Below are 13204 nucleotides of genomic sequence, written 5' to 3'. Positions count from 1 at the left end.
GACATGGGTCCCGAAGCGCAGGCTTTTCTGATCTTCTCGCTGGGCATGCTGGTGTTTATTGGCACGGGCATGAACATGGGCCTGGCCCTGGTGCTCACCGGTGCCGGCATGGCCTGGGTGCTCGATTTCTGGGACACGCAATTGCTGGCCCAGAACCTGGTGGCCGGGGTCGACAGCTTTCCGCTGCTGGCCGTGCCCTTCTTCATCCTGGCCGGCGAGCTGATGAACTCCGGCGGCATCAGCCGGCGCATCATCGACATGGCGCAGGCCTGGGTCGGCCATATCCGCGGCGGGCTGGGCTACGTGGCCATCGGCGCAGCGGTGCTCATGGCCAGCATGAGCGGCTCGGCCCTGGCCGACACGGCGGCGCTGGCCACCATCCTGCTGCCCATGATGCGCCAGCAGGGCTACCCGATGAACACCTCGGCCGGGCTCCTCGCCTCGGGAGGCATCATCGCGCCCATCATTCCGCCCTCCATGCCCTTCGTGATCTACGGCGTGACGACCAACACCTCGATCTCGGCGCTGTTCGTCTCGGGCATCGTGCCCGGCCTGATGATGGGCGCGGGACTGATCTTCGCGTGGCGCTGGGTGCTGCGCGGCATCGACCTGCCGCCGAGCCGCGCGCCGCTGCCGCTGCGCGAGCGCCTGCGTGCCACGGCCAAGGCCTTCTGGGCGCTGCTGATGCCGCTGATCATCATCGGCGGCATGAAGTCCGGCGTGTTCACGCCCACCGAGGCGGCGGTGGTCGCGGCCTTCTATGCCCTGGCCGTGGCCCTGTTCGTGCACCGCGAGATGCGCGTGCCCGAGATCTATGGCGTGCTGGTGCGCGCTGCCAAGACCACGGCCATCGTGATGTTCCTGTGCGCCGGCGCCCAGGTGGCCAGCTACATGATCACCCTGGCCGACCTGCCCACGGTGCTGACCGGCTGGCTCGGCCCGCTGGTGGAGAACCCGCGCCTGCTGATGGCGGTGATGATGGTCGTGCTGGTGCTCATCGGCACCGCGCTGGACCTCACGCCCACCATCCTGATCTTCGCGCCCGTGATGCTGCCCATCGCCGTCAAGGCCGGGATCGACCCGGTGTACTTCGGCCTGATGTTCGTGCTCAACGGCGCCATCGGCCTGATCACCCCGCCCGTGGGCACCGTGCTCAACGTCGTGGCCGGCGTGGGCCGCATCTCGATGCACAGCGTCATCAAGGGCGTCAGCCCCTTCCTGTTCACCTATGTGCTGATCCTGGCGCTGCTGGTGGTGTTCCCGCAGATCGTGACGGCACCGGTCCTCTGGATGCGGTGACGGCGTTGCGCCTTTCCTTTTCCGTGCCTTTCTTTTCCTTGCCAATGGAGACAACCATGAAGACTTTCCGCCGTACCCTGCTGGCCGCCCTGTCGGTCGCCGCTGTCGCCGCCTCGTTCCAGGCCGCTGCCCAGGACTTCAAGCCGCGCATCATCCGTTTCGGCTACGGCCTGAACGAAGTGTCCAACCAGGGCCGCGCCACCAAGCTGTTTGCGCAAGAGGTCGAAAAGGCCTCGGGCGGCAAGATGAAGGTGCGCGCCATTGGCGCCGCCGCACTGGGCTCGGACGTGCAGATGCAGCAGGCGCTGATCGGCGGCGCGCAGGAGATGATGGTCGGCTCCACCGCCACGCTGGTGGGCATCACCAAGGAGATGGCGATCTGGGACACGCCCTTCCTGTTCAACAACGCCAAGGAGGCCGACGTGGTGCTCGACGGCCCCGTGGGCCAGAAGGTGATGGACAAGCTGCAGGAAAAAGGCCTCGTGGGCCTGGTGTACTGGGAGAACGGCTTTCGCAACCTGACCAACAGCAAGCGCCCGGTCACCAAGCTCGAAGACATGAACGGCATCAAGCTGCGCGTGATGCAGAACAACGTGTTCCTGGACAGCTTCAAGACCCTGGGCGCGAATGCCGTGCCCCTGCCGTTCTCGGAGCTGTTCACGGCCCTGGAGACCAACACCGTGGACGGCCAGGAGAACCCCTACAACACCATCCTGTCGAGCAAGTTCTACGAGGTGCAGAAGTACCTCACGGTCACCAACCACGTCTACAGCCCCTGGATCGTGTTGGTCAGCAAGAAGTACTGGGACGGTCTCTCCAAGGCCGAGCAAAAGGTGCTGCTCGACGCCGCCAAGAAGAGCCGCGACTTCGAGCGCCAGGACACCCGCGAGGAGGCCAACAAGGCGTTGGCCGACTTGAAGGGCAAGGGCATGCAGGTCAACGAACTGTCGTCCGCCGAAGCCAGCCGCATGCGCGAAAAGCTTGGCGCCGTGAATGCCAGCATCGCCACCAACGTGGGTGAAGACCTGTGGAAGGAGGTGCAGGGCGCCGTGGCGCAGGCGCGCAAGTAAGAGCGGCCAGGAGGCTGTCGGACTTGGAAATCGTCGGGTGCAAATCGGCCGCAGCGGTCCATTCAGCCTCCTAGCAAACCTCTTCTGGCGTCGTTGCCGCGTCTTGTCGTACTACTCGTACTGCCTGCGACGCAGCGCCTGGCCAGAACCGCTTCGCTGAGTTTTGTTGTCCGTTCCAAGCCAGTTCGGCCAACGCGGGAAAAAGCAGGCTGCGCCAATTGCAAAGGCCGGGACCCCTTGCGGGGCCCCGGCCTTTTGCTTGGGTGGCTGCAGTGCGGTCTGCTGCTGCCCTGCCTGGCGGATGGATTACATCGCGCCGATTTCGCCCGAAGGGATCTGGCCCAGGCGCACGGCTTCGGCAGCGGCGGCACGCACGGCAGCACGGTCAGCCGTCGATTGGTAGGTCACGACGCGCGAGCCTGCTGGCTCGATGCTGCGCGTCTTAGCCACGGTGGCGGCTTCGGCAGCCACTTCGGCGCGGGTGCGGTTCGTGTCGAACTTCAGGGCGAACTGCGAGTCATCGGCTTCATCGGCCTGGGCACCGAAAGAAGCGAAAGCGGCAACGGCGGCGATGGAAAGGAAACGTGCGGTGTTGTTCATGGTGATACTCCGGTCAAAAATCAAAAAATGGGGGGTGATTCGGTTCAGGGCTGGGGCGGCTTACAGGGCGCCGGTTTCGCCGAAAGAGATCTGGCCGGTGCGCACGGCATCGGCAGCCTGGGCACGAACCGCAGCGCGATCAGCGGTGGACTTGTAGGTCACCACGCGGGAGCCAGCAGGCTCGATGCTGCGGGTCTGGGCCACGGTAGCTGCTTCAGCGGCCACTTCGGCGCGGGTGCGGCTGGTTTCGAATTGGGTGGCGAATTGCGAAGCATCGGCTTCGTCGGCCTGGGCACCGAAAGAAGCGAAAGCGGCAACAGCGGCGATGGAGAGGAAACGTGCGGTCGTGTTCATGGTGATGTCCTTTGAATGAAAAAGCGTCTCAAAAAAACCGGAACGGCTGCGATACGAACAAGCTGCTGAACCGGGTTCGGTGAGTCGCCTTGCGGGTTCGGCTCATCGATGGGTTGAACTGTACGCCTGGAGCGTTCATTGAAAAACTACTCAGTCGCAAATTAACTATTCCGGTATCAGAAACAATCCACAGAGTTCCTGCGGTGTCCACCAGGCTTGTTCCCGAGAGAGTCAGCGCGTTGAACATGGGTGTATCGTGCCGGGTTAACCCCTAATCGGGGTCTCGAAGCGGTTTCGTTTCTTTTCGATTTGTTTCGGCCGCAGGCCAATGCAACAGCGCAGAAACATCAGCATGGGACGCTACCGGTTGCGCTCGGCAGGCAGATGGGCTGAAATGGTCCCGTGCCCCGAATTCACGTCTCTCAGAGGGAGGTTTCCATGACCGTCGTAGCCAAGATTCTCCAGTCCAAGCCTGACACCACCGTGCACACCATCCGGCCCACCGATTCCGTGCTGGCGGCCCTGCAACTCATGGCCGACAAGGGCATCGGTGCCCTGGTGGTCACCGAGGACGACGCCATCGTGGGCATCTTCACCGAGCGCGACTATGCGCGAAAGATCGCGCTCCTGGGCCGTACCTCGGCCGCCACGCTGGCGCGCGACGTGATGACCACGGCCGTGCGCTTTGTGCGGCCCGACCAGACCAGCGAGCAGTGCATGCAGATCATGAGCACCGGACGCCTGCGCCACCTGCCGGTGGTGGACGACGGCAAGCTCGTGGGCATGATCTCCATCGGTGACCTGGTCAAGGACATCATCTCCGAGCAGAAATTCATCATCGAGCAGCTGGAGCAATACATCACAGGGACGCACTGAGCATGAAAAAAGGCGCTGGCCTTTCGGCCAGCGCCTTCGCGCACCTCCCGCGCCGGCTGTCCGGCGCGGTCGCTCAGGCCGCCTTTTCCACGTGCCCCTGGCGCGTGTAGAGGAAGTCGATCACCGCCTTGCGGTAGTGCACGTACTGGGGGTCCTCGGCCAGCTCCACGCGCTTGCGCGGGCGGGCCAGGTCGACCCGCAGCACCTCGCCGATGGTGGCGGCCGGGCCGTTGGTCATCATCACGATCTTGTCGGACAGCAGCACGGCCTCGTCCACGTCGTGCGTGACCATGACCACGGTGCTGTGCGTGCGCGCCACGATCTCCAGCAGCTCGTCCTGCAGCTTGGCGCGGGTCAGGGCATCCAGAGCGCCGAAGGGCTCGTCCATCAACAGCACCTGGGGCTCCATCGACAGGGCGCGGGCAATGCCCACGCGCTGCTTCATGCCGCCCGATATCTCGCCGGGGCGCTTCTGGCCGGCGTGCGTCAGGCCCACCAGGGCCAGCGCCGCATCGGTGCGGGCCTTGAGCTCGGCCTTGCTTTCGCGGGCGCTGAACACGCGCTCCACCGCCAGGTAGACGTTGTCGAAGCAGGTCAGCCAGGGCAGCAGCGAGTGGTTCTGGAACACCACCGCGCGCTCGGGGCCGGGGCCCCTGATTTCCTTGTTGGCGCACAGCAGGGCGCCGGCCGTGGGCGTGGTCAGCCCGGCGATCAGGTTCAGCAGCGTGGACTTGCCGCAGCCCGAGTGGCCGATCAGGGCCACGAATTCGCCCTTGGCGATGGTGAGGTTGATGTCCCGCAGGGCAGGGAACAGGCCCTTGGCGGTCTTGAAGGTCTGCTCGACCCCCTGCACCTCGATGAACTTGGCGCCGTGGGATGCGTGTGCCGTGGTGGCGGTGTTCATGCTTTCACCTCTTCGAATGTGAATGCGGTGGCCAGTTTGATGAGCGCGAACTCCAGCGCCAGCCCCACGATGCCGATCACGAAGATCGCGATGATGATGTTCTTGACGTTCAGGTTGTTCCACTCGTCCCAGACCCAGAAGCCGATGCCCACGCCGCCGGTCAGCATCTCGGCGGCCACGATCACCAGCCAGGCCGTACCCACCGCCAGGCGCACGCCGGTCAACATGTAGGGCAGCACCGCGGGGAACAGGATCTTGGTGGCGATCTTCCACTCCGACAGGTTGAGCACACGGGCCACGTTCATGTAGTCCTGCGGCACGCGCTGCACGCCCACGGCGGTGTTGATGACCATGGGCCAGATGGAGCAGATGAAGATGGTCCAGATCGCAGCCGGGTTGGCGCCCTTGAACACCAGCAGGCCGATGGGCAACCAGGCCAGTGGCGACACCGGGCGCAGCAGGCTGATCAGCGGATTGAACATGCGCGACAGGAAGTTGAAGCGCCCGATCACGAAGCCCGCCGGGATGCCCACGAGCGCCGCCAGGCCGAAGCCCACGGCCACGCGCTCCAGCGACATCAGCACGTTCCAGCCCACGCCCTGGTCATTGGGGCCATTGCGGTAGAAAGGGTTGCTGAAGATCTCCAGCGCCTGTGCCCAGGTTTCCAGCGGCGTCGGGATGCTCTTGCCGGTGGCGGCAGACACCAGCGACCAGGTCCCGATCAGCAGGCCCAGGCCGCACAGCGGCGGCAGCACGGCCATCCAGAAGTTGCGCGACACCGCCGCCCAGTCGCGCGGCGGGCGCTTGGCGGCTGGTGGTTCGGCTGCGGCCTGCGTGCGCACTTCGGCAGGGGCAACGCCCCCCGCCGCATGGCGTGCAGGCGTGGCGCCGGGCTCGGCCGGCAGCGCGGCGGGAGGGGAGTGGAAAACGGCACTGACCATGGTGGATCTCCTGTGCGGGTGGGAACGTGGGACGAACGGGGGCCTGGTGCTGACGGCTCTCAGGCCTTGATCTTGAATCCGTCGGCGTACTTGGCGGGATCCTTGCCGTCCCAGACGACGCCATCCATGAGCTTGCTGGTCCGCATGGGGTCCTTGGGTACGTTGATCTTCATGGCGCTGGCCACCGACCTGTACAGATCCACCTGGTTGATCTGCTTGGCGACGGCCAGGTAGTCAGGGTGGCTCTTGATCAGGCCCCAGCGCTTGTGCTGGGTCAGGAACCACATGCCGTCCGACAGGTAGGGGAAGTTCACCGCACCATCGTTGAAGAACTTCATGTGGTTGGGGTCGTCCCAGGTCTTGCCCATGCCGTTCTGGTAGCGGCCCAGGATGCGCTGATTGATCGCGTCCACGCTGGTGTTGATGTAGGCTTTTTGCGCAACCGTCTCCGCCATCTTCATCTTGTTGGACAGGCTGGCGTCGATCCATTGGCTGGCTTCCAGAATCGCCATCATCACGGCGCGCGTGGTGTTGGGGTTCTTCTTCACGAACTCGGCAGTGGTGCCGAGCACCTTCTCGGGGTGGTCCTTCCAGAGGTCCTGCGTGGTGTTGGCCGTCACGCCGATGCCATCCATGATGGCCCGGTGGTTCCAGGGCTCGCCCACGCAGAACCCATCCATGTTGCCCACGCGCATGTTGGCCACCATCTGCGGTGGCGGCACGGTGATCAGCTTGGCGCCCGACAGCGGGTTGATGCCTGCGGCGGCCAGCCAGTAATGCATCCACATCGCGTGCGTGCCCGTGGGGAAGGTGCCGGCAAAGGTGTACTCGCGCTTTTCCTTTTCCATCAGCTTGGCCAGGGAGGGGCCGTCCACGGCGCCCTTGTCCGCGATCGCCTTGGACAGCGAGATGGCCTGCCCGTTGTTGTTCAGGCTCATCAGCACGGCCATGTCCTTCTTGGGGCCGGCGGTGCCCAGGTGCACGCCGTAGACCAGGCCATACAGCACGTGGGCGAAGTCGAGTTCGCCGTTGACCAGCTTGTCGCGCACGCCGGCCCAGCTCGCTTCCTTGGTGGGGATGATGGTCACGCCGTACTTCTTGTCGAAGCCCAGCACCGAGGCCATCACCACGCTGGCGCAATCGGTCAGCGGGATGAAACCGATCTTCACTTCCTTCTTCTCGGGCGCGTCGGAGCCCTGTGCGTGGACGAGGGCGCGCAGCGCCGGGCTCACACCCACGGCGCCCACGGTGGCGGCCTGCAGCACGGTGCGGCGGTTGAGACTGGTTTTGAGCAGATCGGTCATGGGGCTCCCCTGGTGGCGTGAAAAACAAAAAAGGCGTCCCCCCGGCGCCTGGGCTGCTGCAACTTCACAAAGAAAGTCACGCAGCGCCGAGCGCGGGTGGGACGCCTGTGTCCGGTGGCGAGTGGTACCTGCCCGCCATTGGGTGGGTACCGCTCATCGAAGACCTTCGTTGGTCTTGTCCAGGTAATGCAAGCCCTGTGCCAGGCCCTTGGCATTTCAGTTTGCTGCCGTTTTCATAGCGCTGCACCGATGTGCAATGCGCAATTCAGCCCTGCTCTCCGAAAAATGGCCCAGGCCATGCACCGTGTTCGACTGCACAGGTGTTGTGCGGTGCACCATCGCGGAACGTGGTGCCGGAGTGCCGAGGGTGAGTGTGGTGCAGTGCCTGCGCAGGCGGGCCGTCGACGGGCCACTCGCGGGTCAGAGCGCGCGCATGCAGCGCCGCCGCCTCGCCTGGTCAGCCCAGCAGATCGGCCACGTCGAGCATGCGCTGCGCGACGTCGACCAGCTTGAGGCCCTTGTCCATGGCCGTCTTGCGCAGCTTTTCATAGGCGGCCTGCTCGGTCAGGCCCTGGCGCTCCATCAGCAGGCCCTTGGCGCGGTCGATGGTCTTGCGGTCCTTGAGCTCGGTCTTGGCATCGGCCAGCTCGGCGCGCAGCGCCTGCTCGTGCTGAAAGCGCGCCATCGCCACATCCAGGATGGGGCGGATGCGCTGGGGCGCCAGGCCCGCCACGATGTAGGCCGACACGCCGGCGGCCACGGCCGCCTTCACGTGCGAGGTGTCCTCGTCGTTGGTGAACATGACGATGGGGCGGCGCTCGTCGCGCGTGGCCATCACCACATGCTCCAGGGCATCGCGTGCCTCGCTTTCGGCGTCCACGATGATGAGGTCCGGCTGCAGCTGGGCCAGGCGCTCGCTCAGGAACACATCGGCCGGCAGCGTGGCCACCAGGTTGAAGTTGTTTTCCAGCAGGCCGATGCGCAGCGCCCGCGAGCGCTCTGCCTGCAGCAGGGCATGCTCGTCGTCGGAGTCGGCAACCGCCAGATCGGGGGCGACCACCACAATGCGCAAGGCCTCATTCATGCCGTCAGCATAGCAAGATTTACGCCACAACTTGGTGCGCCGGACTGGTGCGGACAGGGGTCTACCCTGGTTTTTGGCGCCCGGCGGCTGTGGGGGCCTGAAACTTGCTAATAGAGTGTGTATTGGGAGGGCATACCCGATAGCGCCTCTTCGCGGCGTCGCATATACATCCGGTCACATTGACATACTGATATGGAGCTTCCTGCATGAACCTGCCCATCGACCGGCGCCGATTTTCGGCCAGCCTGGCCTTTACCGCTGTGGCCGCCACCGCCCTGTTGGCGGGGTGCGGCAAAGTGCCCGACACCATCAAGATCGGGGTGGCCCAGCCCCTGAGCGGCCCCCTGGCCGCCCTGGGGCAGGACCTGCTCAACGGGGTGAACCTGGCCGTGGCCGAACTCAACAAGGGCGGCTATACCGTGGACGGCAAGCGCGTGACCCTGGAGGTGGTCTCCGTCGACGACAAGGCCGACGCCGCCACTGGCAAGACCGTCGCCCAGCAACTGGTGGATGCCGGCGTGGTGGCGGTCATCGGCCACCTGAACTCGGGGGTGAGCATCGAGACCGCGCCCATCTACGCCGCCAAGGACATCCCGCAGATCGCCATCTCCACCAACCCCAAGTTCACGCAACTGGGCTTTTCCACCACCTTCCGCATGGTGGCCAACGACACCTTGCAGGCACGCGCCATCGGCTCGTTCGCCGCCACGCAGCTGGGCGCCAGCCGCTACGCGGCGCTGGACGACGGCACCCCCTACGGCAAGGGCCTGGCCGACGGCGCGGCCGAGCAGCTCAAGGCCGAGAAGAAGGAAGTCGTGGTGCGCAAGTCCTTCGACGACAAGACCACCGCCTTCGATGCCCTGGCCGGAGAGCTCAAGGCCGCCCGGGTCGAGGTGATCGTCTCCACCCTCAACGACTTCCAGGCCATCGCCCTGCTGGAGGCGCTCAAGAAGGTCGACCACACCAAGGTGCGCCTTTTGGGTGGCGACACCATCAAGACCACCGACATGGCCAAGGGTGCCGGCATCGTGGAAGGCATCTACGCCACCTCTCCGGTGCTGGAGGCCAGGGAGTTCACCACCGGCAAGCCCTTCCTCGAGAAGTACGTGGCCGAGTTCAAGAAGCCGCCGGCCTACGGCGGACACTACAGCTACGACAGCACCTACGTGCTGTCTGCCGCGATCCAGAAGGCCAAGTCCGCTGCACCCAAGGACATCACCAAGGCCATGCACGCCATCAACGGCTATGCGCCGGTGATCGGCACCATGACCTGGGACGACAAGGGCGAGCAGCGCTACGGCGCCGTGGGCGTGTACGAGCTGCGCGGCGGCGGGTGGGAGCTGCGCATGCGCTCGGACCGCTGGTAAGAACCCAGGCCAGGGAGACACCTGCTCTTTTGGGGGTGCTGGACGGTGCCGTGGCTGGCATAGTAGGAGGTGAACCATTTCCTGACCTACCCAGCCCGGAGCCCTGTTTGAACCCCCTCGTCTACTGGATCACCGGCCTGCCCGCCGCAGGCAAGACCACCCTGGCCACCGCGCTGGCCCAGGCCCTCAACCAGGCCGGCGGCCGGGCCTGCGTGCTCGATGGCGACGAGCTGCGCAAGGGCCTGTGCTCCGACCTGGGGCTGTCTGCCGCCGACCGGGCCGAGAACATCCGGCGCGCAGGCGAGGTGGCGCGCCTCATGGTCCACAACGGCCTGACCGTGGTGTGCGCCTTTGTTTCCCCCTTCGAGGCCGACCGCCAGCGGGTGCGCGCCCTGTTCGCACCCGGGGAGTTCCATGAGATCCACCTGAGCACCTCGGTGCAGGAGTGCGCCCGGCGCGATCCCAAGGGCCTGTACGCGCGCGCCAGGGCGGGGCAGATCACGGGGCTCACCGGTTGGGACAGTGCCTATGAGGCGCCGCTCGCCCCCGAGTCGCAATACGACACCCAGACCACCCCGGTGGTGGCCATGGTGCAGCAACTGCTGAACGCGCGCGCGGCGCTGCGCTGACCCACAGCGTTGAGCCGCTCGCCCGGCCCGGGCCCTGCCTGCGGTACGAATCTTTACAGGAACTTCGCTGGGCATTGCCCCTCAGAGCCTCGCCACGTGCGTGTGGTGGGACAGGGCTGCGTCTTCGTGTGCGGCATGTCCTACGCGGTCTTGGTGGCTGAAAGTTATTTTATATAACTGAATGGGTGGGCGCCCGAGGGGCGCTTTTTTGCTGGCTATTGGGTGTTGTCTGGAGTGGTGTCGATGCGGTTTCTGGTTGCCTTGTGTCTTTCTGCGGTGGTGTCTCTGGCCCAAGCTGCCAATTTCGTTTCGCTTCACCAGTCGCCGCTGCGCATCGCGCTGCCCCCTGCCACCGGCACCTACGACTACACCTTCAATACCAAGGTCGGCTTCCAGCAACAGTACGCGCCTGAAGGCGTCACGGGCTGCGCCATTGGCTACGCCACGGGGGGCTGTGCATTCCCGGGCGGTGGCTCGCTGGCCTTGCCCGAGTTCACGGGCTACCAGCTGCAGTACAAGGAATTCAAGATCTACATCCCCGCGGGCACCCGTTCGTTCATGTTCTCGGGCTATGCGCCCCAGCGCACCGAATCCGCCTTTGCCCTGCGCTACGGCTCGGCACCGGTGCGTGAGGGGGCCCTGAGCGCTGCCGAGTACGCCAACGTCCAGGCCACCGAGCACATCGACACCACGTTCTCGCGGCTGGTCAACGAGCCCGCTGCCGACCACTTCGTGGTGCACGATGGCGGTGGCACGGTGCGCTTCGTGGGCGGCCAACTCGACGCCAGCAAGGGCAGCACCAGCCAGGGCAATTGGCTCTACATCCGCCAGATCAACGGGAGCCCGCTGTACGACGTGCAGGGCGCCATCGACGTGGACATGGCCAGGTACGCTGCCGGGTACACAGCGATCAGCTGGACCGCCACGACCTACCCCGATCCAGTGGAGGGCCCGAGCCCGGCCGTGGGCACCGTCAGCTCCGCCGATCAGCAGGCGGCGGCCGCCACGGTGGCGACTGCAACGGTTTCCACTGCGGTGCTGTCCACCGCCGGTCAGCCGCTGCAACTGGGCATCACCCTGGCGCAGACGGCAGCCGATGTGGCTGCCAATCCGAAGATCAGCGCCTGGGTGGCGGCGCGCATCCCGGCCGAGGGTTCTGCCCCGGACCTGTGGTTCTTCCGCAAGGCTGATGGCAGCTGGACCAGCCAGGTGCCGGCAGACGCCGAGGGCATTGCCTTCGCGAGCCAGGTGACCAACGCCGCCACGCTGCAGTTCAAGCCGTCGCTGGACTTCACCGAAGCGGAGATGCGGGCAGCGAATGCCGAGGTCTACTTCGGCTACCGTGCTGGCAGCGGCGCCTTTGTGAACCAGGGCAAGGTCTGGCCGCAGCAGTGAGCCCCTTGGGCTAAGGGGCCGGTTCGAAAGCGCGGTCCACGCGCTCGAACTCCTCGCGCTTGCGCCCCACAGGCCAGTCGATGCGGGCCAGGTGCTCCACGCGCAAGGGCAGGTCGGCCAGGCCATTGGCGGCGAACACCGCGCGCACGGCGGCGTGCTCGTGGGCCGTGAGCACGCGCGGCGCCTCGATCTGCAGCTGCAGCGTGCCATCCGCATACTGGCGCATGCGGAAGGCGCGGATGGGTTCGATGCGGCCCAGCTCATCGCCAAGAAAGGGCATGGGCAACAGGCCCTGGCCGGTCTGCACCTGGTGCCGCGTGCGGCCCCCCATGCGCGCGATCACGGGCAGGGCCATGCCGCAGCTGCACGGCCCACCCCACTCGGCGATGTCGCCCAGCTCGTAGCGGATGATGGGCATGGCAAAGCTGTGCAGGCTGGTCACCAGCACCCGGCCCGGCACGCCCACGGGGCAGGGCCGGCCTTCACCATCCACGATCTCCATCAGCGTGGTGGCGCCCAGCAGGTGCAGGTGGTCGTGCTCGGGGCACTGCAGCGCGATCCAGCCGGTTTCCTCACACGAGTAGCGGTCGATGATCCTGGCGCCAAAGGCCTGCAGGCACAGCGCGCGCTGGCCGGGCGTGACCCGCTCGGACTGCGAGATCACCTGCCGGATGGGCAACTGCACGCCGCGTGCCAGCGCCAGGCGCGCCAGCTCGGCGGCAGCCAACGGGCTGCATTTGAGGTAGTCGGGCCGGTGCTCCAGCAGCCAGTCCAGGTGCGAATCCATGCCGTGCTGCGTGATGTTGCGCACCACGCACGGGCCGCGCAGGCCCAGGGCGGTGTACATGTCGCCCCAGCTGTCGCGCACCCCATCGGTGATGCCGGTGCCCAGCACGGCGATCTTGCGCGCCGCATCGCGCTGGTGCCACTGGGCCTCCATCCACGAGATCGCGGCATACAGCGGCGAGTACATCGCCGCGACTTTTTCCACGCGCACGGGTTCACCGGTGGAGCCCGAGGTGACGGACGTGGCGATGCCGGCCTCCTCCAGGCCGGGCCAGCGCGCGCGCACATCGACAAAGTGCGTTTGCAGGTCCGCGCGGGTGAGCAGCGGCAGGCGTTCGAGCACCGCCCCGGGTGAGGTCTCGGCGGGCCAGCCGGCCGCCTCCAGGCGCTGGCGCCAGAAGGGCGAATGCTGGTGCGCGTGGCGCATCAGCGTCTGCAGCTGGCGCTGCTGCAGCGCCTGGTACTCAGCAGGTGCCACGCGCTCCCAGGCGCGCACCTGCTGGGCCAGGAGCAGCATCTGCGCCGCCTGGGGGGCGTGGAAGTGGAGGGTGTCGGCCATGGAGGGCTGGAATGCAGATGTGGGGCGTGCACGGCG

General features: G+C 66.0%; 13 protein-coding genes. 6 read left to right on the top strand and 7 right to left on the bottom strand.

What is annotated here, in order from left to right; all coding sequences use genetic code 11:
• Nucleotides 1–3 precede the first annotated feature (3 nt).
• On the top strand, nucleotides 4–1299 hold the full coding sequence (locus tag U5N23_RS21605; RefSeq protein WP_322595542.1) for a TRAP transporter large permease subunit: 1296 nt from the start codon (nucleotides 4–6) through the stop codon (nucleotides 1297–1299).
• 56 nt (nucleotides 1300–1355) lie between these two features.
• Entirely contained in the window at nucleotides 1356–2369 is a 1014-nt protein-coding gene (locus U5N23_RS21600) for a TRAP transporter substrate-binding protein (protein ID WP_322594795.1), read from the top strand.
• Nucleotides 2370–2675: 306 nt separating this feature from the next.
• Here the strand turns inward: U5N23_RS21600 and U5N23_RS21595 are convergent, their stop codons facing one another.
• Both U5N23_RS21595 and U5N23_RS21590 read right to left on the bottom strand, forming a co-directional pair.
• Entirely contained in the window at nucleotides 2676–2969 is a 294-nt protein-coding gene (locus U5N23_RS21595) for a DUF4148 domain-containing protein (RefSeq protein ID WP_322594794.1), read from the bottom strand.
• Between the two features lie 60 nt (nucleotides 2970–3029).
• Nucleotides 3030–3323 carry a DUF4148 domain-containing protein gene (locus U5N23_RS21590; RefSeq protein ID WP_322594793.1) on the bottom strand — a complete coding sequence of 98 codons (294 nt, stop codon included), beginning with the start codon at nucleotides 3321–3323 and terminating at the stop codon, nucleotides 3030–3032.
• A gap of 438 nt (nucleotides 3324–3761) precedes the next feature.
• Here U5N23_RS21590 and U5N23_RS21585 point away from each other — a divergent pair, with 438 nt between their 5' ends.
• A complete protein-coding gene (locus U5N23_RS21585) occupies nucleotides 3762–4199 on the top strand; it encodes a CBS domain-containing protein (RefSeq protein ID WP_322594792.1) in 438 nt (145 codons plus the stop codon).
• Nucleotides 4200–4272: 73 nt separating this feature from the next.
• Here U5N23_RS21585 and U5N23_RS21580 read toward each other — a convergent pair whose 3' ends face one another.
• The 4 genes from U5N23_RS21580 to U5N23_RS21565 form a co-directional block, all read right to left on the bottom strand.
• Nucleotides 4273–5103, bottom strand: a complete 831-nt coding sequence (locus tag U5N23_RS21580; protein ID WP_322594791.1) for an ABC transporter ATP-binding protein — start codon at nucleotides 5101–5103, stop codon at nucleotides 4273–4275.
• The gene (ntrB, locus tag U5N23_RS21575; RefSeq protein ID WP_322594790.1) at nucleotides 5100–6044 is read right to left on the bottom strand and encodes a nitrate ABC transporter permease; all 945 of its coding nucleotides are present in this window, start codon (nucleotides 6042–6044) and stop codon (nucleotides 5100–5102) included. The genes U5N23_RS21580 and ntrB overlap by 4 nt, the downstream gene beginning before the upstream one ends.
• Nucleotides 6045–6103: 59 nt before the next feature.
• Nucleotides 6104–7348 (bottom strand): CmpA/NrtA family ABC transporter substrate-binding protein, encoded by a 1245-nt coding sequence (locus tag U5N23_RS21570; protein WP_322594789.1) that lies wholly within the window; start codon nucleotides 7346–7348, stop codon nucleotides 6104–6106.
• A gap of 457 nt (nucleotides 7349–7805) precedes the next feature.
• Nucleotides 7806–8432 carry an ANTAR domain-containing response regulator gene (locus U5N23_RS21565; RefSeq protein ID WP_322594788.1) on the bottom strand — a complete coding sequence of 209 codons (627 nt, stop codon included), beginning with the start codon at nucleotides 8430–8432 and terminating at the stop codon, nucleotides 7806–7808.
• A gap of 206 nt (nucleotides 8433–8638) precedes the next feature.
• On the opposite strand from U5N23_RS21565, the gene U5N23_RS21560 reads away from it, so the two are divergent.
• The 3 genes from U5N23_RS21560 to U5N23_RS21550 all read left to right on the top strand — a co-directional run bounded on the left by U5N23_RS21560 (nucleotide 8639) and on the right by U5N23_RS21550 (nucleotide 11823).
• Complete coding sequence (locus tag U5N23_RS21560) at nucleotides 8639–9799, top strand: branched-chain amino acid ABC transporter substrate-binding protein (protein ID WP_322594787.1); 1161 nt, start codon at nucleotides 8639–8641, stop codon at nucleotides 9797–9799.
• A gap of 107 nt (nucleotides 9800–9906) precedes the next feature.
• Nucleotides 9907–10428, top strand: coding sequence for an adenylyl-sulfate kinase (cysC, locus tag U5N23_RS21555; protein ID WP_322594786.1), 522 nt, complete (start codon nucleotides 9907–9909; stop codon nucleotides 10426–10428).
• A gap of 279 nt (nucleotides 10429–10707) precedes the next feature.
• Nucleotides 10708–11823: a hypothetical protein gene (locus tag U5N23_RS21550; protein ID WP_322594785.1), complete on the top strand. Its 1116-nt coding sequence runs from the start codon at nucleotides 10708–10710 to the stop codon at nucleotides 11821–11823.
• Nucleotides 11824–11833: 10 nt separating this feature from the next.
• On the opposite strand, the gene U5N23_RS21545 is transcribed toward U5N23_RS21550, so the two are convergent.
• Nucleotides 11834–13168 (bottom strand): hypothetical protein, encoded by a 1335-nt coding sequence (locus U5N23_RS21545; protein ID WP_322594784.1) that lies wholly within the window; start codon nucleotides 13166–13168, stop codon nucleotides 11834–11836.
• Nucleotides 13169–13204: the final 36 nt, after the last annotated feature.

The organism is Acidovorax sp., from assembly GCF_034519795.1.
GTDB lineage: Bacteria > Pseudomonadota > Gammaproteobacteria > Burkholderiales > Burkholderiaceae_C > Acidovorax.
Note: the sequence above shows the minus strand (reverse complement) of the source record. Positions and strands in the feature narration are given on the sequence as shown.

What these genes read in the sequence shown, in the direction of transcription:
- ntrB (WP_322594790.1), bottom strand. Translation starts at nt 6,044, where the DNA reads ATGGTCAGTGCCGTTTTCCACTCCCCTCCCGCCGCGCTGCCGGCCGAG.
- U5N23_RS21585 (WP_322594792.1), top strand. Translation starts at nt 3,762, where the DNA reads ATGACCGTCGTAGCCAAGATTCTCCAGTCCAAGCCTGACACCACCGTG.
- U5N23_RS21600 (WP_322594795.1), top strand. Translation starts at nt 1,356, where the DNA reads ATGAAGACTTTCCGCCGTACCCTGCTGGCCGCCCTGTCGGTCGCCGCT.
- U5N23_RS21560 (WP_322594787.1), top strand. Translation starts at nt 8,639, where the DNA reads ATGAACCTGCCCATCGACCGGCGCCGATTTTCGGCCAGCCTGGCCTTT.
- U5N23_RS21605 (WP_322595542.1), top strand. Translation starts at nt 4, where the DNA reads ATGGGTCCCGAAGCGCAGGCTTTTCTGATCTTCTCGCTGGGCATGCTG.
- U5N23_RS21590 (WP_322594793.1), bottom strand. Translation starts at nt 3,323, where the DNA reads ATGAACACGACCGCACGTTTCCTCTCCATCGCCGCTGTTGCCGCTTTC.
- U5N23_RS21595 (WP_322594794.1), bottom strand. Translation starts at nt 2,969, where the DNA reads ATGAACAACACCGCACGTTTCCTTTCCATCGCCGCCGTTGCCGCTTTC.
- U5N23_RS21565 (WP_322594788.1), bottom strand. Translation starts at nt 8,432, where the DNA reads ATGAATGAGGCCTTGCGCATTGTGGTGGTCGCCCCCGATCTGGCGGTT.
- U5N23_RS21580 (WP_322594791.1), bottom strand. Translation starts at nt 5,103, where the DNA reads ATGAACACCGCCACCACGGCACACGCATCCCACGGCGCCAAGTTCATC.
- U5N23_RS21545 (WP_322594784.1), bottom strand. Translation starts at nt 13,168, where the DNA reads ATGGCCGACACCCTCCACTTCCACGCCCCCCAGGCGGCGCAGATGCTG.
- U5N23_RS21570 (WP_322594789.1), bottom strand. Translation starts at nt 7,348, where the DNA reads ATGACCGATCTGCTCAAAACCAGTCTCAACCGCCGCACCGTGCTGCAG.